At 57.2% G+C, this 21,271-nt stretch carries 21 protein-coding genes; 15 read left to right on the forward strand and 6 right to left on the reverse strand.

The genetic code is table 11. The features are described from left to right. The 3 genes from Q1K07_RS20245 to Q1K07_RS20255 all read right to left on the reverse strand — a co-directional run. Positions 1 to 1,249, reverse strand: a 1,249-nt coding sequence (locus tag Q1K07_RS20245) for a cytochrome c (RefSeq protein WP_300315429.1), incomplete at its 3' end; no start/stop codon positions are given. Positions 1,250 to 1,260: 11 nt separating this feature from the next. Continuing rightward, entirely contained in the window at positions 1,261 to 3,033 is a 1,773-nt protein-coding gene (locus Q1K07_RS20250; RefSeq protein ID WP_300315432.1) for a GMC family oxidoreductase, read from the reverse strand. A gap of 3 nt (positions 3,034 to 3,036) precedes the next feature. Further along, entirely contained in the window at positions 3,037 to 3,747 is a 711-nt protein-coding gene (locus Q1K07_RS20255; protein ID WP_300315435.1) for a gluconate 2-dehydrogenase subunit 3 family protein, read from the reverse strand. A gap of 641 nt (positions 3,748 to 4,388) precedes the next feature. On the opposite strand from Q1K07_RS20255, the gene rpsT reads away from it, so the two are divergent. The 11 genes from rpsT (at position 4,389) to Q1K07_RS20310 (ending at position 14,413) form a co-directional block, all read left to right on the forward strand. Next, positions 4,389 to 4,655 carry a 30S ribosomal protein S20 gene (gene rpsT / locus Q1K07_RS20260; RefSeq protein ID WP_300315438.1) on the forward strand — a complete coding sequence of 89 codons (267 nt, stop codon included), beginning with the start codon at positions 4,389 to 4,391 and terminating at the stop codon, positions 4,653 to 4,655. A gap of 243 nt (positions 4,656 to 4,898) precedes the next feature. Continuing rightward, positions 4,899 to 6,422, forward strand: coding sequence for a murein biosynthesis integral membrane protein MurJ (murJ, locus tag Q1K07_RS20265; protein WP_300315481.1), 1,524 nt, complete (start codon positions 4,899 to 4,901; stop codon positions 6,420 to 6,422). A gap of 91 nt (positions 6,423 to 6,513) precedes the next feature. Continuing rightward, positions 6,514 to 7,569 carry a bifunctional riboflavin kinase/FAD synthetase gene (gene ribF, locus Q1K07_RS20270; RefSeq protein ID WP_300315441.1) on the forward strand — a complete coding sequence of 352 codons (1,056 nt, stop codon included), beginning with the start codon at positions 6,514 to 6,516 and terminating at the stop codon, positions 7,567 to 7,569. A gap of 10 nt (positions 7,570 to 7,579) precedes the next feature. Beyond that, positions 7,580 to 10,426, forward strand: a complete 2,847-nt coding sequence (gene ileS / locus Q1K07_RS20275; protein ID WP_300315444.1) for an isoleucine--tRNA ligase — start codon at positions 7,580 to 7,582, stop codon at positions 10,424 to 10,426. Beyond that, positions 10,419 to 10,943: a signal peptidase II gene (gene lspA, locus Q1K07_RS20280; RefSeq protein WP_149283233.1), complete on the forward strand. Its 525-nt coding sequence runs from the start codon at positions 10,419 to 10,421 to the stop codon at positions 10,941 to 10,943. Before ileS ends, lspA begins: the two co-directional genes overlap by 8 nt. A gap of 20 nt (positions 10,944 to 10,963) precedes the next feature. Continuing rightward, positions 10,964 to 11,410, forward strand: coding sequence for an FKBP-type peptidyl-prolyl cis-trans isomerase (gene fkpB / locus Q1K07_RS20285; RefSeq protein ID WP_300315449.1), 447 nt, complete (start codon positions 10,964 to 10,966; stop codon positions 11,408 to 11,410). An 8-nt stretch (positions 11,411 to 11,418) separates the two neighbouring features. Next, positions 11,419 to 12,372: a 4-hydroxy-3-methylbut-2-enyl diphosphate reductase gene (gene ispH, locus Q1K07_RS20290; protein WP_300315451.1), complete on the forward strand. Its 954-nt coding sequence runs from the start codon at positions 11,419 to 11,421 to the stop codon at positions 12,370 to 12,372. Between the two features lie 227 nt (positions 12,373 to 12,599). After that, the gene (locus Q1K07_RS20295) at positions 12,600 to 13,001 is read left to right on the forward strand and encodes a type IV pilin protein (RefSeq protein ID WP_300315453.1); all 402 of its coding nucleotides are present in this window, start codon (positions 12,600 to 12,602) and stop codon (positions 12,999 to 13,001) included. Next, the gene (locus Q1K07_RS20300; RefSeq protein ID WP_300315455.1) at positions 12,988 to 13,452 is read left to right on the forward strand and encodes a prepilin-type N-terminal cleavage/methylation domain-containing protein; all 465 of its coding nucleotides are present in this window, start codon (positions 12,988 to 12,990) and stop codon (positions 13,450 to 13,452) included. The genes Q1K07_RS20295 and Q1K07_RS20300 overlap by 14 nt, the downstream gene beginning before the upstream one ends. After that, positions 13,449 to 13,907, forward strand: a complete 459-nt coding sequence (locus Q1K07_RS20305; protein ID WP_300315457.1) for a hypothetical protein — start codon at positions 13,449 to 13,451, stop codon at positions 13,905 to 13,907. The genes Q1K07_RS20300 and Q1K07_RS20305 overlap by 4 nt, the downstream gene beginning before the upstream one ends. Further along, positions 13,904 to 14,413, forward strand: coding sequence for a hypothetical protein (locus Q1K07_RS20310; protein WP_300315459.1), 510 nt, complete (start codon positions 13,904 to 13,906; stop codon positions 14,411 to 14,413). The genes Q1K07_RS20305 and Q1K07_RS20310 overlap by 4 nt, the downstream gene beginning before the upstream one ends. A gap of 1 nt (position 14,414) precedes the next feature. Here Q1K07_RS20310 and Q1K07_RS20315 read toward each other — a convergent pair whose 3' ends face one another. Next, positions 14,415 to 14,951 carry a GspH/FimT family pseudopilin gene (locus Q1K07_RS20315; protein ID WP_366945099.1) on the reverse strand — a complete coding sequence of 179 codons (537 nt, stop codon included), beginning with the start codon at positions 14,949 to 14,951 and terminating at the stop codon, positions 14,415 to 14,417. Between the two features lie 89 nt (positions 14,952 to 15,040). Between Q1K07_RS20315 and thiO the strand changes: the two genes are divergently transcribed. Further along, positions 15,041 to 16,138 (forward strand): glycine oxidase ThiO, encoded by a 1,098-nt coding sequence (gene thiO, locus Q1K07_RS20320; protein ID WP_300315463.1) that lies wholly within the window; start codon positions 15,041 to 15,043, stop codon positions 16,136 to 16,138. Positions 16,139 to 16,159: 21 nt separating this feature from the next. Here thiO and Q1K07_RS20325 read toward each other — a convergent pair whose 3' ends face one another. Further along, the gene (locus tag Q1K07_RS20325; protein ID WP_300315465.1) at positions 16,160 to 16,435 is read right to left on the reverse strand and encodes a PP0621 family protein; all 276 of its coding nucleotides are present in this window, start codon (positions 16,433 to 16,435) and stop codon (positions 16,160 to 16,162) included. 143 nt (positions 16,436 to 16,578) lie between these two features. Between Q1K07_RS20325 and Q1K07_RS20330 the strand changes: the two genes are divergently transcribed. Then, a complete protein-coding gene (locus Q1K07_RS20330) occupies positions 16,579 to 18,210 on the forward strand; it encodes an NAD+ synthase (RefSeq protein ID WP_300315467.1) in 1,632 nt (543 codons plus the stop codon). 173 nt (positions 18,211 to 18,383) lie between these two features. On the opposite strand, the gene Q1K07_RS20335 is transcribed toward Q1K07_RS20330, so the two are convergent. Then, a complete protein-coding gene (locus Q1K07_RS20335) occupies positions 18,384 to 19,202 on the reverse strand; it encodes an outer membrane protein assembly factor BamD (RefSeq protein WP_149283253.1) in 819 nt (272 codons plus the stop codon). A 344-nt stretch (positions 19,203 to 19,546) separates the two neighbouring features. Here Q1K07_RS20335 and rluD point away from each other — a divergent pair, with 344 nt between their 5' ends. Together rluD and pgeF are read left to right on the forward strand one after the other, a co-directional pair. After that, positions 19,547 to 20,506: a 23S rRNA pseudouridine(1911/1915/1917) synthase RluD gene (gene rluD / locus Q1K07_RS20340; RefSeq protein WP_300315470.1), complete on the forward strand. Its 960-nt coding sequence runs from the start codon at positions 19,547 to 19,549 to the stop codon at positions 20,504 to 20,506. Then, a complete protein-coding gene (pgeF, locus tag Q1K07_RS20345; protein WP_300315473.1) occupies positions 20,503 to 21,258 on the forward strand; it encodes a peptidoglycan editing factor PgeF in 756 nt (251 codons plus the stop codon). The genes rluD and pgeF overlap by 4 nt, the downstream gene beginning before the upstream one ends. Positions 21,259 to 21,271 lie beyond the last annotated feature (13 nt).

Below are 21,271 nucleotides of genomic sequence, written 5' to 3' on the forward strand. Positions count from 1 at the left end.
CCTGGTCGGCACTGACGTTATCGCCGTGATTGCCCCAGGCGCTACGCACGAAAGTGGCCAGCTCAGCAGCTTCTTCGTCCGACAGGCGCCAGGAGAAGTCAGGCATGGCCAGCGCTTCGGGCTTGTCGGGGGTGGAAGGCAGGCGTGCTCCAGCCAGCATCACATGGAGTAGTCCAGTGGGGTCCTTGGCGTTGACCAGGGAGTTGCCGACCAGTGATGGGAATACCTGCTTGGCACCTTGGCCATTGGCCAGATGGCACGCATTGCAGTTATCCAGGTACAGTCGTGCCCCCAGGTTCTCACCCACATCTGCTGCGCTCAGCATGGCAGTGGTGTCTTCCTCCGGTGAGCTCTGCTTGGAGGATGAAGCAGTTGATTCACGCGGCAGGGACTTCAGGTACTCTGCAATCGAAAGCAGGTCATCCTTGCTCAGGTGTGAAGTACTGTGTTCCACCACTGAGGTCATCTCCCCGGTGACCGCGCTGTGGTCATTACGGCCGGTGGCGAGATAGTCGACGATATCCTGGTTTGACCAGCCTTGCAGGTCGCTGCTTCCCTCTCCACCTCCTCGCAGGTTGGGAGCATGCCAGCCGTTGAGGTCGGTACCGCTCAGGAAGATGTCTTCATTGCTGTCCAGCGCTTTCTCCTGGAACAGGATCCCACGTGGTGTATGGCAACTGCCGCAGTGGGCAAGCCCTTGGACGAGGTAAGCACCGCGATTGATGCTGTCGCTCTGTTCAGCATCTGGTGTGAATGGCTTGCCGTCGGTAAACATCCAGTTCCAGGCAGCAATGCCCCAACGCTGATTGAAGGGGAAGCGGAGATCGGTTTCCTGCGGACTGTTGTTGACCGGTTCGACTCCCTTCATGAAGTAGGCATAGAGCGCATCAATGTCTTCATCCGTGATCTTGGCATAGGACGGGTAAGGCATTGCTGGATACAGCTTGGCGCCATCGGCGCGAATACCCTCGCGTAATGCTTGGGCGAACTGGTCACGCGTATAGTTGCCGATGCCTGTGTCGGGGTCTGGTGTGATATTGGTAGCGTAGATATCCCCAAAGGGGCTGGCGATAGCCTGTCCACCGGCAAATGGCTTGCCACCTGGCGCCGTGTGGCAGGCAGCGCAGTCGCCGGCTCGGGAGAGATATTCGCCACGAGTGACTTGGTCATCGTCTGCTGCCATGGCAGTGCCGTTGAGGAGCAGAGAGCTGCACAAGCTGATTATCAGCAGGGAAGGTCTGGTATTCATCGTTGCGCTCCTCAGGCATGAACCAGCGGGCCGGGGTTGGGCAGATACTTTTCTCGTATTGCCTTGGCAGCCCAGTAGGTCAGGGCGCCAACCAGTCCGGTCGGGTTGTATTGGATGTTCTGAGGGAAGGCGCCAGCGCCCATGACAAAGACGTTGTCCACGTCCCAGGTCTGCAGGTAGCGGTTGAGCGCACTGGTGGAGGGGTCGGTGCCCATGATAGCGCCGCCTACATTGTGGGTAGTCTGGTAGGGGCGCACATCATACATGGAGTTGAAGTCCTTGAAGGACAGGCGATAATCATCCGGGCCGAGAGCCTTGGTCAGTGTCTCGACCTTCTGCTTCATGTACTGAGTCATGCGCACGTCGTTGTCCTTCCAGTTGAAGGTCATGCGCATCAGTGGGCGGCCATGATCGTCGGTGTAGTTGGGATCCAGGTCCAGATAGCAGTCGCGATAGGACATGTTGCTGCCATGTGAGCCCACTGACATGGCATGGCCGTAATTATCCTTGACGGCCTGTTTCCAGCCGGCACCCCAACTGGGTGAGCCACTGGGTAACGGCATGTTGCGAATCGGCTGGCCGTTGGTCATTGCCGCGCTGAGGTAGGAGCCACCAATGAAGCCTTCGCGACCGAAGTCGATCTGCTCGACGCCATAGTCATTGACGGTGGTGGCATTGCCTCCGGCGCCGATGAACGGATTGAACTCCTTGTCCTTGAAAAACAGCGTGGCACCTCCGGTCATCTGGTAGGCGTAGTTCTTGCCAACGACACCTGTACCGCTGATGGGGTCATATGGTTTGCCGATGCCGGATACCAGCAACAGGTGTACGTTATGCAGGCCATAGGCGCCCAGAACGACCAAGTCGGCTGGCTGTATGACCTCATCGCCATTCTCGTCGACGTAGGTCACGCCGGTGGCGCGCTTGCCATCACTGTCGAGATTGACCTTGAGCACTTCGCAATTGGCGCGGTAGGAAAAGTTCTCACGCTGCTTGAGCGCTCCCAGTACACAGGTCTGTGGTGATGACTTGGAATAGTTGATGCAGCCGTAGCGCTCGCAGAAGCCGCAGAAGTTACAGGGGCCCAACTGCATGCCATAGGGGTTGGTGTAGGCCTCGGAGGCATTCGCGGCAGGTAGGGGGAAAGGGCTCAATCCCTGGTCCTGGGCAACCTGAGTGAAGAGTTCGTCGTTGTAGGTGCGTGCCAGCGGTGGCAGGGGATATTCGCTGGAGCGCCATCCCTCGAAGGGATTGCCACCTTCCTGAAGCTCGCCATTGAGGTTGCCGGCCTTGCCGGAAATGCCCAGAACCTTCTCAAAGAAGTCGAAGTGAGGTTCCAGTTCGTCGTAGCTGACGCCAAAGTCCTGGATGGTCATGTCTTCAGGAATAATGTCCGCACCAAAGCTTTCTTCAACGTAACTTTTCAGGCGTAACTCTTGCGGTTGTGGCCGCCAGGTATGGCCATTCCAGTGAGTACCTGCACCACCCACGCCATTGCCCGGCAGGAATGATCCGAGATGACGATAAGGCAGGGCCGTGTCATTGACACCATGGCGGACGGTCAGGGTGCTTTTCGCCGGGCGTTGCATCAACTTGTAGCGCACGCCATAGGTCAGTTCATCGGCCATTTTCGGGTAGGCAAAGTCAGGCACGGTATCCTGATCCTTGCCGCGCTCCAGAGCCAGGACATTGAGGCCTGCGTCGGTCAACTCCATTCCCATGATGGAGTTGGTCCAGCCAAGGCCGACCAGAACGACGTCAACGTGTGGATTGGTCTTGGCCATGATTTATCCCCTTTCCCCTGTCAGGCTGACCGGACCTAGCGGGTAAGCCTTGTTGTGCTGATCGACCCATTCCAGATAAGAGGCACGTGCCCCGGGGAAGCCAATGTGCTTCCACGCTGCCATGTGCTTGTTGCCGCCATGGATGGGATCGGCGAAGTAACCTTCCTTGGTGTTCTGCAGCAGGAAAGCGAAGAACTGCTGGGAAGAAACGTCATCGAACTGGATATCGCCCTTTTCAAGGCTGCTCAGCACTTGATCGCGCTTGTCCTCGGGCAAGGCCGAGAATTCCTCGTTGAACTGCTGCTGACAATAGGTTCGAGTCGCCGCGATGCCACGGCGATACACTTCGCGGGGGAGCAGTGCTGACTGATAGCCGAACAGTGGCGAAGCATTTTCCTGGAAAGGGGCTTTCATGTACCAGTCCGAGGCATGGCCGAAGGAATCTTCCATCTGCTTATCGATGAAGATCGGGACATTGGTTTCCAGGGCGCCGGGGCCTTCGCCTTCGCTGGGTATCAGGCGGTCGCAGGCGGCGAGGATGAATTTCCATTCATCGGCGTCAAAAAAGGTCGGTTGATAGTCACCCAGGTCTAGAGGTGGCTCATTGGCTTCGGCGGTCAGCGAGACTCCATTGCCGATGCTGACTGCCGGGATCATCATCAAGGAGCCCTTGATGAAGCCGCGCCGGGACGTGTTCCATTGAGTGGGTTTCATGATTCCTTCCTCTGTGCAGAGCCAGTGATGCCTTGAGGAGAAGTGCTGGTAGAGGGGCTTCTGGTGGCAGAAGGTCTTCCGACCGCGCCGCTCTACTGCTTCCTGGCCACTGTGGTCCATTCATCATTATTTGAGTGGTGCTGGGGGACTTGCTGTTATGCGTCGTGTCGTGATGAGCATGTGCGGGGTGCCCAACAGCCTCTTGAAGAGATGCTCCGGGATGCAGCCTGTCGGACAGGCCGGGCTGGCTGAGTGTGGTGTGATTGTGGAAGCCAGACATGACATAAGGCCGTTCCCGTTGTGGTAACAGCTCTCCAAGATAGTTAGACAACTAAAGGCTAGCACACGATTTTCATGTCCGTGAACGCGATGCTCGAATGGGATTAGTCAGGGCGTGGGATGTTTCTTGCGGTTACGTAGAGCGGTCGAGGAGTGCCTGCTGTCGGCAAATCTATGGCATGGCGTGGCTTGGTGTGATAGGATGCGCCATCCTCTCAGACACGGCCCGTTACGATTGCGTAGCAGATGACGCAATCAGTCAGATGGCCAGGCCGACGGGGATTTTTTATTTCCCTGTTGGATCAATTAGATATCAAGTCATCGCAAGGCGGTGACGACAACTTTCTCCAAGGAGACAGTCAGTGGCTAACAGCAAGCAAGCCCGCAAGCGCGCCCGTCAGGCAGAAACTCGTCGTGTCCTGAAGGCTAGTCAGCGCAGCATGGTGCGTACCTACATCAAGCGTGTCGTCAAGGCGATCAACGTTGGTGATCATGCTCAGGCAATGGCCGAGTTCAAGGTTGCTCAGCCGGTCATCGACCGCATCGCTGACAAGGACGTGATGTCCAAGAAAAAGGCTGCTCGCCTGAAGAGCCGTCTTAACAAGCGTATTAAGGCCCTGGCTGCATAAGCCGGTGCACTGTTGACGGTTCCGGGCGAGTTACGTCCGGAAACCGTGAAAAAAACCGGCTATCAGCCGGTTTTTTTGTGTCCGGATTAGCGGCAAGGTTTTCATCTAGCAGCACTCAAGGAAGGCTCCAAGGTGACTCACGAGCGTCGTCCATCATCGTCCGATTCGGACGCTATACAATCCGAAGCCAGAGAAGTGGCAGCGGAGGCTCAAGGTGTGGTGGCTCCACCGCGCCGGGGCTTGATGCGTTCTGGTTTGGTGGTCGGCAGCATGACCATGCTGTCACGCGTGCTGGGGCTGGTGCGCGATGTAGTGATTGCTGCATTGCTGGGCTCGGGGCAGGGGGCCGATGCTTTCTTCGTTGCCTTCAAGATTCCCAACTTCATGCGTCGGCTGTTTGCTGAAGGTGCCTTTAACCAGGCCTTTGTTCCGGTGTTGTCGGAGTATTCGACCCAAAGGACCAAGGCTGAAGTGCGTGAGTTGCTGGATGCGGTCGCCGGTAGCTTGACGATGGTCCTGGCCTTGATCACCGCGCTGGCGATGTTGCTGGCTCCCTGGATCACCTGGCTGTTTGCGCCGGGGTTTTCCCGTGATCCGGCGAAACTGGCGCTGACAGCAGATATGCTGCGCTTGACGTTCCCATACCTGCTGCTGATATCACTGACGGCGTTCTCGGGCAGTGTGCTCAACACATGGAATCGCTTTGCCGTACCGGCGTTTACCCCGGTATTGTTGAATCTTTCGCTGATCGGGGCAGCATTGCTGCTTACGCCGCTGATGGAACAACCTGCCATGGCGCTGGCCTGGGGCGTGTTGATTGCCGGTGTTGCCCAGTTGCTGTTTCAAGTACCATTTCTGGCGAACCTGGGCCTGATGCCACGGCCTTGGCCCAATTTCGCCCATGAAGGGGTGCGCCGGGTACTCAAGTTGATGACCCCCGCCTTGTTTGGTGTTTCGGTATCCCAGATCAACTTGCTGCTGGATACGGTACTGGCATCCTTGCTGACCGCAGGCAGTGTGTCCTGGCTGTACTATTCGGATCGCCTGGTTGAGCTGCCGTTGGGCGTGTTCGGGGTCGCCATTGGCACGGTGATACTGCCGGCGTTGTCCAAGCGTCATGCCGAACAGTCCCGTGAACACTTCAGTCAGATGCTGGACTGGGCGCTGCGTGCCGTGTTGCTGCTGGGGTTGCCGGCAGCACTGGCCTTGGCGCTTCTGGCCGAGCCACTGCTGATTTCGCTGTTTCATTATGGCGCCATGACGGACAACGATATTGTCATGGCTTCCATGAGCCTACGCGCCTATGCCCTGGGGTTGGTCGCCTTCATGCTGATCAAGGTGCTGGCGCCTGGCTTCTTTGCACGGCATGACACCAAGACGCCGGTCAAGGTCGGGATCATCGCGATGGTGGCCAACATGGTGTTCAATCTGATCCTGATCTGGCCCCTGGCCCATGCCGGCCTGGCATTGGCGACGGCACTGTCGGCGTTTCTCAATGCAGGAATGCTGGCCTGGCTGCTGCGTCGTCAGGGTGTCCTTGTGTTCCAGCCTGGCTGGGGGCGCTTTGCCTTCCAGCTTGGTGGCGGCTGCGTGGTCATGGGTGGAGTATTGTGGTGGCTGGCTCCCGAGTGGCACCAGTGGCTGGCTTGGGATGCGCTTCATCGCGGTGCGTGGATGGCAGGGCTGGTTGTCATCGGTGCCGCCGTGTATTTCACCTGGTTGGGGTTCACCGGGGTGCGGATACGCCACTTCCGCCTGCATGGGTAATGGCATGATTGATGAGCGATTCCTGAGCGGCTGTCAACACCACCTTGGTTCGTTATAATCTGATCCCTTTACGTTCGATGTGACAACACATATGGAAGTCATCCGAGGCTTGCACAATCTGCGCGAGAAGCGCCGGGGAACGGTGGCGACCATCGGCAATTTCGATGGGGTGCATCTTGGCCACAGAGCCGTTCTCGATCAGTGCCGCGATCAGGCTGCCCAGCTTGGTTTGCCGGTGAGCGTTGTGGTATTCGAACCTCAGCCTCGGGAATACTTCGCTGGTGATCAAGCACCACCACGCCTGACGCGTTTGCGTGACAAGGTTTCCCTGCTTGGTGAGTGCGGCATAGACCGAGTGCTGGTACTGCCTTTCAACGAACGCCTGCGCTGCCTGACGGCCATGGAATTCATCGATCAGGTGCTGGTCGAAGGGCTGGGTGTGCGCCACTTGGTGGTGGGTGATGATTTCCGCTTTGGCTGTGATCGCTCCGGTGATTTCCACTTGCTGTCTGTTGCCGGGGCGCACCATGGCTTTGCGGTGGAGCATACCCGCACCTTCTGTATGGATGACGAGCGGGTGTCGAGCACTCGGGTACGCACCACTCTGGCCTGTGGCAACTTTACCGCCGCCGCGAGGCTGATGGGCCGCCCATACGCCTACCGCGGCCGGGTAGTGCGAGATCAGCAGCGAGGCCGCACGATCGGTGTGCCTACTGCCAATCTGCTGTTATCGCGAGGTGCACTGGTGCTGCGCGGTGTATATGCGGTAATGGTGCAGATCGAAGGTGAGGCCGAATTTTATCCGGCAGTGGCCAACGTCGGTTGGCGCCCCACAGTAGGCAGCTCGCGCCCGGTGCTGGAAGCGCATCTGCTGGATTATGACGGAGACCTCTATGACCGCCACTTGAGGGTGGTGCCCTGTATCAAGCTACGCAATGAGATGAGTTTCGATAGCTTCGAGTCTCTCAAGACACAGATTCAGGACGACATCCGCCAGACTCGAGAATATTTCGAGCAACACGCTCAGGGCGGTTTCCAACATGACGAGGCGCAGAGCCTCTTTCCTCTGGCATCGGCGCCTTGCGCGCGCGAAGCCGTGACACATGATTCCTCGGCGGGACACCCCGCTGACCACGACGACGGCTGACCCCAGGATTATGAGCGACTATAAGCACACTCTGAATCTGCCAGAAACTGACTTCCCCATGCGCGGCAATCTGCCCAAGCGCGAGCCGAGCAGGGTTGAACAGTGGCAGGAGCTGGATCTCTACCAGCGTCTGCGCGAGGCGCGCCAGGGCCGCGATATTTTCGTGCTCCACGATGGCCCTCCCTATGCCAACGGCAGCATTCATATTGGTCACGCCGTCAACAAGATTCTCAAGGACATCATCGTCAAGTCGAAGAGCCTGGCGGGTTTCGATGCACCTTATGTTCCAGGCTGGGATTGCCATGGTCTGCCTATCGAGCATAAGGTCGAGACCACTTATGGCAAGGACATGCCTGCAGAGAAGGCCCGGCAGTTGTGCCGGGAATATGCGACTGAACAGGTTCAGGGGCAGCTCAAGGACTTCGTGCGCCTGGGTGTGATCGGCGACTGGGATAATCCCTATCGTTCCATGGACTATAGCAACGAAGCCGGCGAGATCCGGGCGTTGGCCGACATGGTCGAAGGCGGTTATGTGTTCAAGGGCCTGAAGCCGGTCAACTGGTGCTTCGATTGTGGCTCGGCGCTGGCTGAAGCTGAGGTCGAGTATGCGGACAAGAAGTCCGATGCCATTGATGTGGCCTTTGTCTGCGCCGAGGACGACAAGCTGGCGGCTGCCTTTGGCCTGGCGTCATTGCCCAAGTCTGCCGCGGTGGTCATCTGGACGACCACGCCATGGACCATTCCTGCCAACCAGGCACTGAATGTTCATCCTGAGTTTACCTATGCGTTGGTCGATGTTGGTAGCCGCCTGCTGCTGTTGGCTGAGGAACTGGTCGAGAGCTGCCTGGAACGTTACGGTCTTGAAGGTGAGGTGATTGCCACGGCGCGTGGTGACAAGCTGGAACTGATCACCTTCCAGCATCCTCTTTATGATCGGGTAGCTCCAGTTTACCTGGCGGAATATGTCGAGAGCGAAGTCGGCAGCACGGGTATTGTTCATTCCGCTCCGGTTCATGGTGTGGACGATTTCGATTCCTGTCGTCGCTATGGCATGGATTTCAGCGATTTCATCAGCGTGGTACAGGGCGATGGCGTCTATGTCGATGATCTGCCGTTATTCGGTGGTGAACTGATCTGGAAGGCCAATCCCAATATCGTGAAAGCGCTGGATGAAGCTGGCGCTTTGATGGCTCATAAGACAATCACTCACAGTTACATGCACTGCTGGCGCCATAAGACGCCGGTGATCTATCGCGCCACTGCACAATGGTTTGTGGGCATGGACATTGCGGGAAAGGACGGTCGCACCCTGCGCGAGAGTGCTCTGGAAGGCATTGAAGCGACTCAGTTCATCCCGGCCTGGGGCAAGGCGCGTTTGCACAGCATGATCGCCAATCGCCCGGACTGGTGTATCTCGCGTCAGCGTAACTGGGGGGTTCCGATCCCGTTCTTCCTGCACAAGCAGAGCGGAGAGCTGCATCCGAATACGGTGGCGTTGATGGAGGACGTGGCCAAGCGGGTGGAGTCAGAAGGTATTGATGCCTGGTTCCGCCTGGACGCCAAGGAACTGCTGGGTAATGAGGCCGATCAGTATGAAAAGGTGACGGATACACTGGACGTGTGGTTCGACTCCGGAACCACGCACCGTCATGTGCTGCGTGGCTCTCATCCCCATGGACATCAGAGCGGCCCGCGTGCAGATCTGTATCTGGAGGGCTCCGACCAGCATCGTGGCTGGTTCCATTCTTCATTGCTGACCGGTTGCGCCATCGATGGTCATCCGCCGTATCGTGGTCTCCTGACCCATGGTTTCACGGTGGATGCTCAGGGACGCAAAATGTCCAAGTCCATGGGCAACGTGGTGGCGCCCCAGGAAGTGATGGACAAGCTGGGAGCCGATATCCTGCGTCTGTGGGTCGCCTCCACCGATTATTCCGGTGAAATGGCGGTATCCGATGAGATTCTCAAGCGTACTGCGGATGTTTACCGCCGTATTCGCAACACTGCTCGTTTCCTGTTGGCCAACCTGAACGGCTTCGAGCCTGAACGTGATGCTGTGGCCTTCGACGATATGCTGGCATTGGATCAGTGGGTGGTTGATCGAGCCGCCCAATTGCAGGAGCGCATTCACAAGGCATATGAGGAATATCGCTTCCTGGATGTCTATCAGCAGGTGCACGGTTTCTGTGCCCGGGAGCTGGGTGGTTTCTATCTGGATGTGATCAAGGATCGCCAGTACACCACTCAGGTCGATTCTGTGGCGCGTCGCAGCTGTCAGACCGCTCTTTATCATGTCGTTCAGGCTCTGGTGCGCTGGGTGGCTCCGATCCTGTCCTTCACCGCCGAGGAGATCTTCGAGAATATCCCTGGTGAAAAAGGTCTGGGCGATGGTCACAGCGTGCTGCTGGAGACCTATTACGAAGGCCTCTCCACTCTGTCACCTGAAGCTTCCATGGGACGTGAGTTCTGGGAGCAACTGCTGACGGTCAAGCAGTCGGTCAACAAGTGTCTGGAAGACGCCCGTAACGCCAAGGTCATCAAAGGAAGTCTGGCTGCCGAGGTCACTCTGTATGTGAACGATGAGCTGCAGGAACTGCTGGCACGGTTGGGCGATGAATTGCGCTTCGTGATGCTCACCAGTGAAGTTACGTTGGCTCCCCTGGCAGATGCCGGTACAGCGGAGTCCACGGATCTCGAGGGACTGAAAGTGGCAGTGGCCGCAAGCACGAACAGCAAGTGCGAGCGCTGCTGGCATCATCGTCCTGAAGTAGGCACTATCGAGGCCCACTCGGACCTGTGTTCCCGTTGTGTGAGCAACCTGCCGGAAGGCCCCGGCGAGAGTCGTCATTATGCCTGAGGTAGCAAGCAACATGTCAGCACGGGAACCGATGTACAAGCCACTGCGCTGGTGGTGGCTGGCGATTGCCTGGATTGCACTGGACTTGGCAACCAAGGCCTTGGCCAGCAGCCAACTGACCTACGCGACCCCGGTTGAAGTATTGCCATTCTTCAACCTGACGCTTCTGCATAACACAGGGGCCGCCTTCAGCTTTCTTGCCAGCCACCCAGGCTGGCAGCGCTGGCTGTTTGCGGCGATTGCCGTGGCAGCAACCGTTGCTCTGACTATCTGGATGCGGAGGCTCAAGAGCGACGAGAAAGTGCTGGGTGCCTGCCTGGCGCTGATCATCGGTGGTGCCTTGGGTAATCTCTATGATCGCCTGTTTCTGGGGTATGTCGTCGATTTTCTGTCGTTCCATGCCGCTGGCTGGTATTACCCTGCGTTCAATGTGGCGGATATCGGCATCACCGTCGGTGCCATTGGCCTGATCTGGGAATCCGTGTTCGGCGAGAAACGTCGTGCCAAGCAAGGCTGAACGATGAAGGGAGAATGCCAATGAGCGATTACCGTATCGACGAGGGGATGGAAGTGACGCTTCACTTCACTCTCAAGCTGGAAGATGGCACCGTGGTGGACACCACGAAGGACAAGACGCCGGCGACGTTCCAGATGGGAGATGGCAATCTGCCGCCGGGGTTCGAACATCCATTGAAGGGCATGACCGATGGTGAGAATGGAACCTTCGAAATAGCTCCGGAACATGCTTTTGGTCAGCATAATCCGCAGAACATTCAGCGCATGAAGCGTGATGTGTTCGATGATGAGGAGCCGGAGGTTGGCACGGTCATGTCCTTCGCTGATGCCAATGGTGATGAATTGCCGGGCGTGATCAGTGAAATCGAGGAGAATATGGTCGTGGTTGACTTCAATCATCCGCTGGCTGGGCGTACCCTGACCTTCGAAGTGGAAATATTGGGCGTCAAGCCTGCTACCACTCATTGAGGCGAATCATGCAAATCAAGCTGGCCAATCCACGCGGCTTTTGTGCTGGTGTCGACCGAGCTATCGAGATCGTCAATCGAGCTCTGGATGTGTTTGGGCCGCCGATCTATGTGCGCCATGAAGTTGTGCATAACCGCTTCGTGGTCGATACCTTGCGTGAGCGTGGTGCGGTGTTCGTCGAGGAGCTTCATGAAGTCCCCGACGATGTTATTGTCATCTTCTCGGCCCATGGTGTGTCTCGAGCGGTGCAGCAAGAGGCGGAACGCCGCGGGCTCAAGGTATTTGATGCGACCTGCCCATTGGTGACCAAGGTCCACATGGAAGTGTTGCGCTATGCCCGTCGGGGCCAGGAGTGCGTGCTGATCGGTCATGCAGGCCATCCGGAAGTCGAGGGCACCATGGGGCGCTACGATACTTCCCACGGTGGCCGGATCTACCTGGTCGAGGATGAAGACGATGTGGCCAGGCTGCAGGTCAAGGATGCGGCGAATCTGGCCTTCGTCACTCAGACGACCTTGTCCATGGATGACACGGCCAAGGTGATCGACGCGTTGCGTAAGCACTTCCCTGACATCCAGGGGCCTCGCAAGGATGATATCTGTTATGCGACTCAGAACCGTCAGGATGCGGTGCGGGAACTGGCAGATGGCTGTGGCCTGGTCCTGGTAGTGGGAAGCCCCAACAGTTCCAACTCCAATCGCTTGCGAGAGCTTTCCGAGAGAGTGGGGACTCCAGCGTATCTGATCGATAACGCTGAGCAGATTGATCCCTCCTGGCTCGATGGTGTCACGGCGGTTGGTGTGACCGCAGGCGCCAGTGCACCTGAAGTGCTGGTACAGGGCGTCATCGAGCGCCTCAAGGCGCTTGGCGCCACTGCTCCTGTGGAGCTGGATGGTCGTGAGGAGACCATTACATTCTCAATGCCGAAGGAGCTGCGTGAGCGTGTCATTGCCAGCAGTTGAAGACTGGCAGGACTCATCGCTGAACGGTTGATGAACGGTTGATGAGCGGTTGATGAGCGGTTAATGAGCGGTTAATGAACTACGAAAAACGCCAGTGCGGCCTGTTCAGGCCACGCTGGCGTTTTTCGTTCGGGCATATTTTGCGCGCTTGAAAATTGACCTGGCTCGGGTAGCTGGAGGTGTGCGCAACGACATAATGGCGCAACAGAAAGAACGAGGGACCAAGGATGGTTTCTATTCGTCACATGTTTCCTTCCACCAGGGAAGAGGGCGTCACGCTACTGGAGTTGCTGGTGGTGCTGGCAATTACGGGTTTATTGTCGGCAGTTGCCGTTCCTATCTATCGCGACTATCTGAAAGCGGCCAGGGTTGCTGATGGCCGTGTCGCTCTATCTGATGCCGCCGCTCGTCTGGAGCGTTGCTATACCCGTGCATTTTCCTATCGTCATGCAAGCTGTGGTGAGATATCTGAGCATTCTCCCCAGGGATACTACCAAGTGAGCATGAAGTCGGAGGCAGGACGTTATCGCCTGACAGCCAAGGCTTTGGACAACAGTGAGGTCAGCGCTCCATGCACCACTCTGGTCCTGCAGCAGGATGGCAAGCGAGGGCCGGATGAGTGCTGGTGAGAGCGAGTTCCGGTCGCCAGAGCCATGTGCATCGAATCGCTCGGGCTTCACCTTGCTGGAAGCATTGGTGGCGTTGCTGGTGTTGTCATCAGGGCTGCTGGGGGTGGCTGCAATGCAGGCACGTAGTCTGCAAGGGGCTCATGCCAGTGTGCAATGGGGGATAGCCGACCTTGCTGCACAGGATGCCAGAGAGCGTCTTTGGGCAGCGCTGGCGAGTGGTGATCCCAGATCGTGTCCATTGCCCAGTGTCGTCAACGCCAGTGATTGGAGACAACATTGGCGCCCCTTCCTTCCAGGGCTATCTGCGAATCCTGTCACTGCATTACCTGATTGTGCATTCGTGATCGAGATTGATTGGCAGGATGCGCGTTTCGGCTCGGAAACCATGAGTCTCGAATATCGCCTCAAACTGCCGTCTGGCAGGCCGAAACAGTCAGGAGGTGATGCATGAAGCATTCCTTTACAGAGCAGTCGGGAGCCGGCCTGGTCGAGCTGCTGGTGGCGATGGTCGTTGCATCCCTGGTCATTCTTGGGGCTAGCCAGCTATTTCTTGGTATACAGCAAAATGCCAGGGTGCTTGATAGCTTGAGTGAGCGTCAGGCAGTGGTCTCGTACGCCATGGAGGAAATATCAGCTGGGCTCCGGCGAGGTGATACTGCACCAGAAGACTATGAGTTGCGTACTGCCCCAAACGGACATGGGTGTTCTCTGTATGACAGCCTGTCTGGACAACCTTTGGTAGATGGTCTGGGCAGTACGGGGATCTGCGGCAACGAGCATGTCGTTGAAGACATAGGGCATGGCATCTATCGCATCACCCTGCACTTGCCTGACGTTGCAATACCATTGGTGTTGCATGCCGTGGATCGCTCGGTCGTTCTCGATCAATTCAGGGCAGAACAATGAGCCTCCGGCAGGCACAGGCAGGCGCGTCCCTACTGATGGTGTTGATGCTTTTGCTTGCGACCAGCATGGCGGCACTTTCTGCTATGACATCGGCATTGGTCAATCAACATCTGGCCACCAACATGCATGCCTTGACCCAGGCCAGCATGGCAGCAGAATGGGGAGGTAGCGAGCTGTTAGGCAGAGAACTGGCCGACAGCATTCCTGCCTCGGAAGATCAGTATCCAGACTGTGAAGCGCTCTCGTTGCAGTCCATTTCTCTATCACCTGTTTCCTCGTCACTCGGCTCTTCATCACAACACGGGGAAGCGTCACAGACCTGGTCATCTGATATTGCCATCACGCCGAATGGCGCGGTGAGCTATCGCTATGCTTCCTGCCGTTACCAGGGCTATAAGGCCTTGATGGTGATGGGGAGTGTTCGTAATGGTGATACCATTCTTGCGAGACATTTCCTGATCATCCGTCATGCTGCGGATGGCCAGTATATGTGGCGGGATGGATGACTCAGCAGCTAACCGGTTCTGCTCCTTGTCTTGTGCGTCCGAAATTGCTCAGTATCAATGTTGCCCCTTGCCCGCTTTTCATGCACAGGGTGAAGGTACCGTTATAGCCGCTAGCACGTCCGCTTGGCTGAAAGACGATGGCTGCCCCACGGTTATAGATGACCGAGGGAATTCGGCTGGACTCAAAGCGATACAGGATCTGGCTGTCGTCAGCAGGCCCGCTGAAGAGTAACAATGAGTCACTCCAGTCGTGACTGCAGTTCGCACCGTCGTGGCTGGGACAAAGCGTGGTGCGTTGGCCCAGGGTGATGGCGCTGTTGCGTGCCAGGTTCAGGGCGTTGTGCAGGCGTACCAGGTCGTGGGAGAGTTCCTGGCGCTGGGAGAACAGGCGATACCCAGGTAGTGCCATTGAGAGCAGTACCGCAGTGATAGCCAGCACCACGAGTAGTTCCAATAGGCTGACACCTGCAAGATGTGTGCGAGACGGTGGAAGCCGAGAACAAGAACTCCAGATCGTAAAACTTTCCCTGTGTCTCATCTGGTGCGTCCTGGCAAGTGGAATGGCTGGGGGCGTTTTCAGGCTAGCGCTGTCGAGGGCAGGGTGGTATCAGCTTCAGGAGACAAATTTTGAGTGATTTTGTAGTAATTGGCGGCGGTGTCATTGGGCTGATGACGACGCTGCAGCTGGCTGATGCTGGATATAGCGTGAGCGTGGTCGAGCGTGGTCATTGTGGTAGAGAAGCCTCCTGGGCCGGTGGCGGTATTGTCTCTCCTCTATATCCCTGGCGTTATTCTGCGCCTGTGTCACGGTTATCTACCTGGTCCGAGGGGGCATACCCTGAGCTGGCCTTGCGCCTGTTGGAGGAAACGGGTGTCGATCCCGAATATCGCCAGAAGGGACTGTTGTATCTACGGGTAGAGGACGAAGACAAGGCCTTGATGTGGGCCCGTGAGGTTGGCAAGCCATTGTCACGGGTTGGCCCGGACATGATTTATACCAAGGAGCCGGGAGCATGTTCCGGCATCGAGGAAGCGTTGTGGATGCCAACCTTGGGAAGTATTCGAAATCCTCGCTTGATGCGTTCGCTCAGAACTCGCCTGGATGCCATGCCAGGGGTGACGTTTCATGAGAATTGCGAGGTCCGTGGCATCGTTGCCAAAGGCCAGGGAGCGACCCTGGAGACTTCTCTGGGGGCGTTGTCGGCCGATCAAGTGGTGATCTGCAGTGGTGCATGGAGCGCGCAGCTGCTGGAAATGCTTGATCTGCGTCTTCCGGTCAGGCCGGTCAAAGGCCAGATGCTGCTGTTCAAGGCGCGTCCCGGTATGGCCAATCGTGTCGTACTGATGGACGGGCGTTATGTGATACCTCGGGCCGATGGCCGTGTTCTGGCAGGTTCTACGCTGGAAGAGGCCGGCTTCGACAAGACCACGGATGCTGCTGCCCGGGAGTCCCTGTGGCACAGTGCGACCTCGATCATCCCGGCTCTGGCAGATTGTGAGGTTGAACATCATTGGGCCGGATTACGCCCTGGTTCTCCTGATGGTGTGCCCTTCATTGGCCAGGTGCCTGGCATGCCCGGCATCCATGTCAATGCCGGACACTATCGCAATGGTCTGGTCCTGGCGCCGGCATCGACACGCTTGCTGGTCGATGAAATGCTGGGACGCTCGCCTATCATCGATCCGACACCCTATCGACTGGAAGGGCGCCTTGAGCAAGCTTGAGCGACACTCACTGAGACAGGTTCAGGAAGGATCGTCCTGATCGTCAGGATGATCCTTCAGTTCTGCCAGATACTTGTCTCGGTGCTCTCCACAGCAAAACCATTCTCCCCGAGAGCGCAGGGCGTCCTGCTCAGGGAGATGAACCTTGCACCAGGAGCAGCGCACCATCTTGCCTCCTTCGGTGTCTGTGATGTCATCTTCCTGCACCAGGCGCCATTCGCGATACATGCGATATAGCTTGAGGCCGGCAAAGAATACGACGGCGAAGATGATCAGGCGGATTATCAACAGGTTCATCCTTTAGGTCCTATGCGGAAAAGACCCACGACTGGCCCCATGAAGAGTGCCAGTGCAGGGCATGTTGCTGCCCTTTGCCACTGAGGCGCCCTTGCGGGACAATGGGGGCTGACACCACCGATTCTCAAGAGATTTCCCTACCCATGCAAGACCTCAACCTGGTGATGGCGCAGCTTGACCCCATGGTCGGCGATATCCCCGGTAATGCCGACCGGGCTATCGAGACCGTGCGAGAGGCATTCCTCGAACACGGCGCCGATATTGTCGTGCTGCCGGAACTCTTTTTAACCGGTTACCCACCGGAAGATCTGCTGTTGCGTCCCTCGATGGAAACGCGCCTGCGTGAAGCGCGTGCGCGGATGGCCGAGAAGATGGTCAGGGACGTCATGGTGGTGGTGGGCTATCCCGGGCGTCGCGAGGGCAAGCTGTATAACATGGCGGGCGTGCTCTACAACGGAGAATGGCTGGCCGAGTATGCCAAACAGTTGTTGCCCAACTATCTGGTATTCGATGAACAGCGCTACTTCACTCCGGGGGACAAGCCTCTGGTGGTTGAGCACAAGGGAGCCAAGCTCGGTATCCTGATCTGCGAGGACATCTGGGAGTCCGGTCCTTCACTGCAGGCCCGCGATGCTGGAGCCGATATTCTGGTGACCCTGAATGCTTCGCCCTACCACCAGGACAAGCCTTCTGAACGCCTGGAGTTGCTTGAGCAACGTGCGCGTGATGTGGCATTGCCCGTCATCTACGTCAATCAGATTGGCGGTCAGGATGAACTGGTGTTCGATGGTGGTTCCTGCTGTGTCGATGCTGAAGGCAAGCTCGCTGTGCAGGCCCCTCACTGGGATATCTGGCTGCAGCCTGTCCACTTTGTGCAGGAGAACGACAAGTGGATACCCAAGGAAGGGCCTGTGGATCTCGATGTGACGCCAGAGGAAGACCTCTACAGTGCCTTGGTGACAGGCTTGCGTGACTACGTCAACAAGAGTGGCTTCAAAGGCGTGGTACTAGGGCTTTCCGGTGGTATCGACTCGGCGCTGTCCGCGGCCATCGCAGTTGATGCATTGGGCCCTCAACGGGTTCATGCAGTGATGATGCCTTACCACTATACGGCGGATATCTCCAAGGATGATGCGGCGGAACAGGCTCGCCTGCTTGGTATCGAGTACAGCGTGTTGCCTATCGCGCCGATGGTGGATGCTTTCATGGACACCCTGGCTGATAGCTTCGAGGGTACGGAAAAAGACACGACGGAAGAGAACCTTCAGTCTCGCTGCCGTGGGGTGCTGCTCATGGCCCTGTCCAACAAGAAAGGACTGATGGTGTTGACCACCGGCAACAAGAGTGAGATGGCTGTAGGCTATGCCACTCTCTACGGCGACATGGTGGGCGGCTATAACGCGATCAAGGATGTCTACAAGACATGGGTGTATCGTCTGGCGAATTGGCGTAATACGGAATCCCTGGTGATTCCGCAGCGGGTCATTGATCGCCCACCGTCTGCTGAGTTGGCTCCGGGGCAGCAGGACAGTGACTCCTTACCGGACTATGACACTCTTGATGCCATTCTCGTGCGTTATATCGAAGGTGATATGAGCGCCGAGGCGATCATTGCAGCAGGTTTTGCCGCCGAGGACGTGTACAAGGTCGTCAAGCTGGTGGATCGCTGCGAGTACAAGCGTCGTCAGGCCCCGGTTGGTGTACGCGTAACGAAGCGTGGCTTTGGTCGAGACCGTCGTTATCCCATCGTCAATGGCTGGCAGCCTGGCGACTAGGCGACAGGATCTGAGTCATCTCGCCTTGGACGAAAACAAAAACCCTGCAGAGATTATCTGCAGGGTTTTTGTTCTGAGCATTTGTGGTCTAACTACTTATATTCTAAGTACGTATATTCTAAGTACGTATGTTCTAACCACTTATGCTCGAAGTGCTTTTGCTGCGTTCAGGCTCAGGCGCTGAGAGGTGTCGCTTTGACATACTTGGGATCGAAGCGACGGCCATCTAGGCGATCATTGTCCGGGTCGTTGTCGATCAATACCCGTAATACCTCACTCGCGCGATCACGCATTTCCATGCCCAGATAACCTTCGACCATGACCGCCAGGGCATCGCGGGAAGCGTCTGTCTGGGGATAGTTTTCGATCACCCAGCGACCACGTTGGACGGCAGCCAGATAGGCTTTCTTGCGCAGGTAAAAGTCAGCCACGTGCAGCTCATGCTGGGCCAGCAAGTTGCGCAGATAAACGATGCGCTGCTGGGCGTCCGGTGCATATTGGCTATTGGGGAAACGAGTGACCAGATCGGTGAAGTCCTTATAGGCGTCCTGGGTCGCCCCTACGTCACGCTCGGAGATGTCGATGAGCTTGAGTGACTCCAGGCTGAAACGCCCCGCTTGCCAGGCAGAAAGGCCACGCATGTAGTAGGCATAGTCAACCTGGGCGTGGTTGGGGTGCAGGCGAATGAAACGGCTCGCTGCTGCACGGGCAGTTTCCCAATCGTCCATCTGGTAGTAGGCGTAGATCAGTTCTAGCTGAGCCTGCTCTGCATAGTCACCAAAGGGAAAGCGCGTATCAATAGCTTCAAGGCGGTTCTTGGCCGTCACGTAGCTACCGCTCTCGAGAGCTTCGCGTCCCTGCTCGTAGAGTTCGCGTTCAGCAACGCCATCGTAGCGTTCTTCATCGACATCGTTGCTGGCGCAGCCGCTCAGCACAACGCCCACAAGCACCAGGGCGCCCAGGCGAGCAGCGGGTGAAGTAATAACGCGCATCGTGTTCCTCTTGTCAAACAACCCGGGTCGGCCGTGGTAGAATCGGCCGCGATTGGCCCACTATAAAGCACCTTGTTCGGAAACGCAGTCTCTAGGATGAGTCCGAAAACGATTCATGCTGGGTGGTGATGGAGTGGTTGCTGTCTCATAATGACCGCTGACGTTCTATAAGTTCCGATTTTTCGAATAATTTTGCTGCGTGCTGTGCACTACTGATGCCTAGCGCCGCGCAAAATAACCCTCAGGCCATTTGTTGCAACCAGTATTTACGTGCAGTAGTTGCGTACAGTAGTTACGTGGTGGCGATGTAGCGGTAGTTTCTTCAGGAGAGCCTTGCGTACCTCATGTCTCAGACCCTTGATGTCCAGCAGCGTATTCCCGTTTCCTTGGCAGGAGCCCGTCTTGATCAGGCGGCAGCCGAGTTGTTCGCTGATTATTCCCGTGAACGCCTCAAGGGGTGGATCAAGGAGGGTGCCCTGACCGTGGATGGTGAGCCGGCCAAACCAAAGGACAAGGTCCATGGGGGCGAGTTACTGGCCTTGAATGCCGAACTTGAGGACGACACTCGCTTTGAAGCCGAGGACATTCCCCTCGATATCGTCTACGAAGATGAAGAAGTCATGGTGATCAACAAGCCGCCGGGGCTGGTCGTTCATCCTGCGGCAGGCAACCCGGATGGCACCTTGCTCAACGCCCTGTTGCACCATTTTCCTGGTGCTGCGACGTTGCCACGTGCTGGTATCGTGCATCGACTGGACAAGGATACGAGCGGGCTGATGGTAGTGGCCAAGACGCTGGGGGCCCATGCCAATCTTGTCGCCCAGCTCCAGGCACGCAGTGTGTCGCGGGAATATGACGCTGTAGTGGTGGGCAAGATGACGGCAGGTGGCACTGTTGATGCACCGATCGGGCGGCATGCCAAGGATCGCAAGCGCCAGGCCGTGACGGTATCCGGCAAGCAGGCCATCACCCATTACCGTGTTGTCGAGCGCTTTCGTGCCCACACTCACGTGCGCTGCAAGCTGGAAACAGGGCGCACTCACCAGATTCGTGTGCACATGGCGCATGTGCGTTTTCCATTGATTGGTGATCCCGTCTATGGAGGACGCCTCAAGATACCGGCAGGATCCAGTGATGTGCTCAAGGAAATTCTGCGCGAGTTTCCACGCCAGGCCCTGCATGCTCGGCGTCTGGCCTTCATTCATCCGGGTAGTGGAGAAAACGTCAGTTTTCAGGTGCCCCTGGCGGAGGACCTGTTGATGCTGATGGACTATCTACGTGAAGACGCGGAGACGATGCAATGAGCGATGCCATCGACTTGAGACCGACGATGATTGTCCCGGACTGGCCAGCTCCGGCCAATGTCGGAGCCTTTGTCACCACCCGAGAAACAGGCCCAAGCCAGGGGCAGTTCGCCGCTTTCAACCCGGCAGCCCATGTGGGAGACAACCGGGAGCATGTCAATCTGTGTCGTCGTCAGTTGAGCAAGGAAATTGGTGATGAGCGCCCGTTGCTATGGCTTGATCAGGTCCATGGGGCTGGTGTGCAGCAGGAGTTCAGTGACGCTGTTCCCGAGGCCGATGCAGCATTGGCCTCCGGGCGGGACTACGCTTGTGTGGTGCTGACGGCTGATTGTCTGCCAGTGTTCTTCTGTGATCGTGAAGGGCAGCGCGTTGCGGTGGCTCATGCAGGATGGCGCGGCCTGGCTGGTGGTGTGCTGGAAGCCACCGTTGCGGCTCTCGGTGTTGCTCCGTCATCGCTCATGGCCTGGTTGGGGCCTGCGATATCCAAGGCCCAGTTTGAAGTCGGACCGGAAGTCCGCGAGGCCTTCTGCAGCGTGCAGCCTGAAGCGGCGAGTGCCTTCGAGCCCAGCCCTTATCGTCTGGGCCATCACATGGCTGATCTTTACAAGCTGGCGCGGCTACGTCTCAAGCGCCTTGGTGTGTCCCATATCAGTGGCGGGCACTTTTGCACGGCCTGTGAATCGCGTTTCTATTCCTATCGCCGAGATGACGGTGAGACCGGGCGCATGGCCAGTGTCATCTGGTTGAAATAACCTGTCGTTGACG

The organism is Halomonas sp. (assembly GCF_029263665.1).
Lineage (GTDB): Bacteria > Pseudomonadota > Gammaproteobacteria > Pseudomonadales > Halomonadaceae > Halomonas.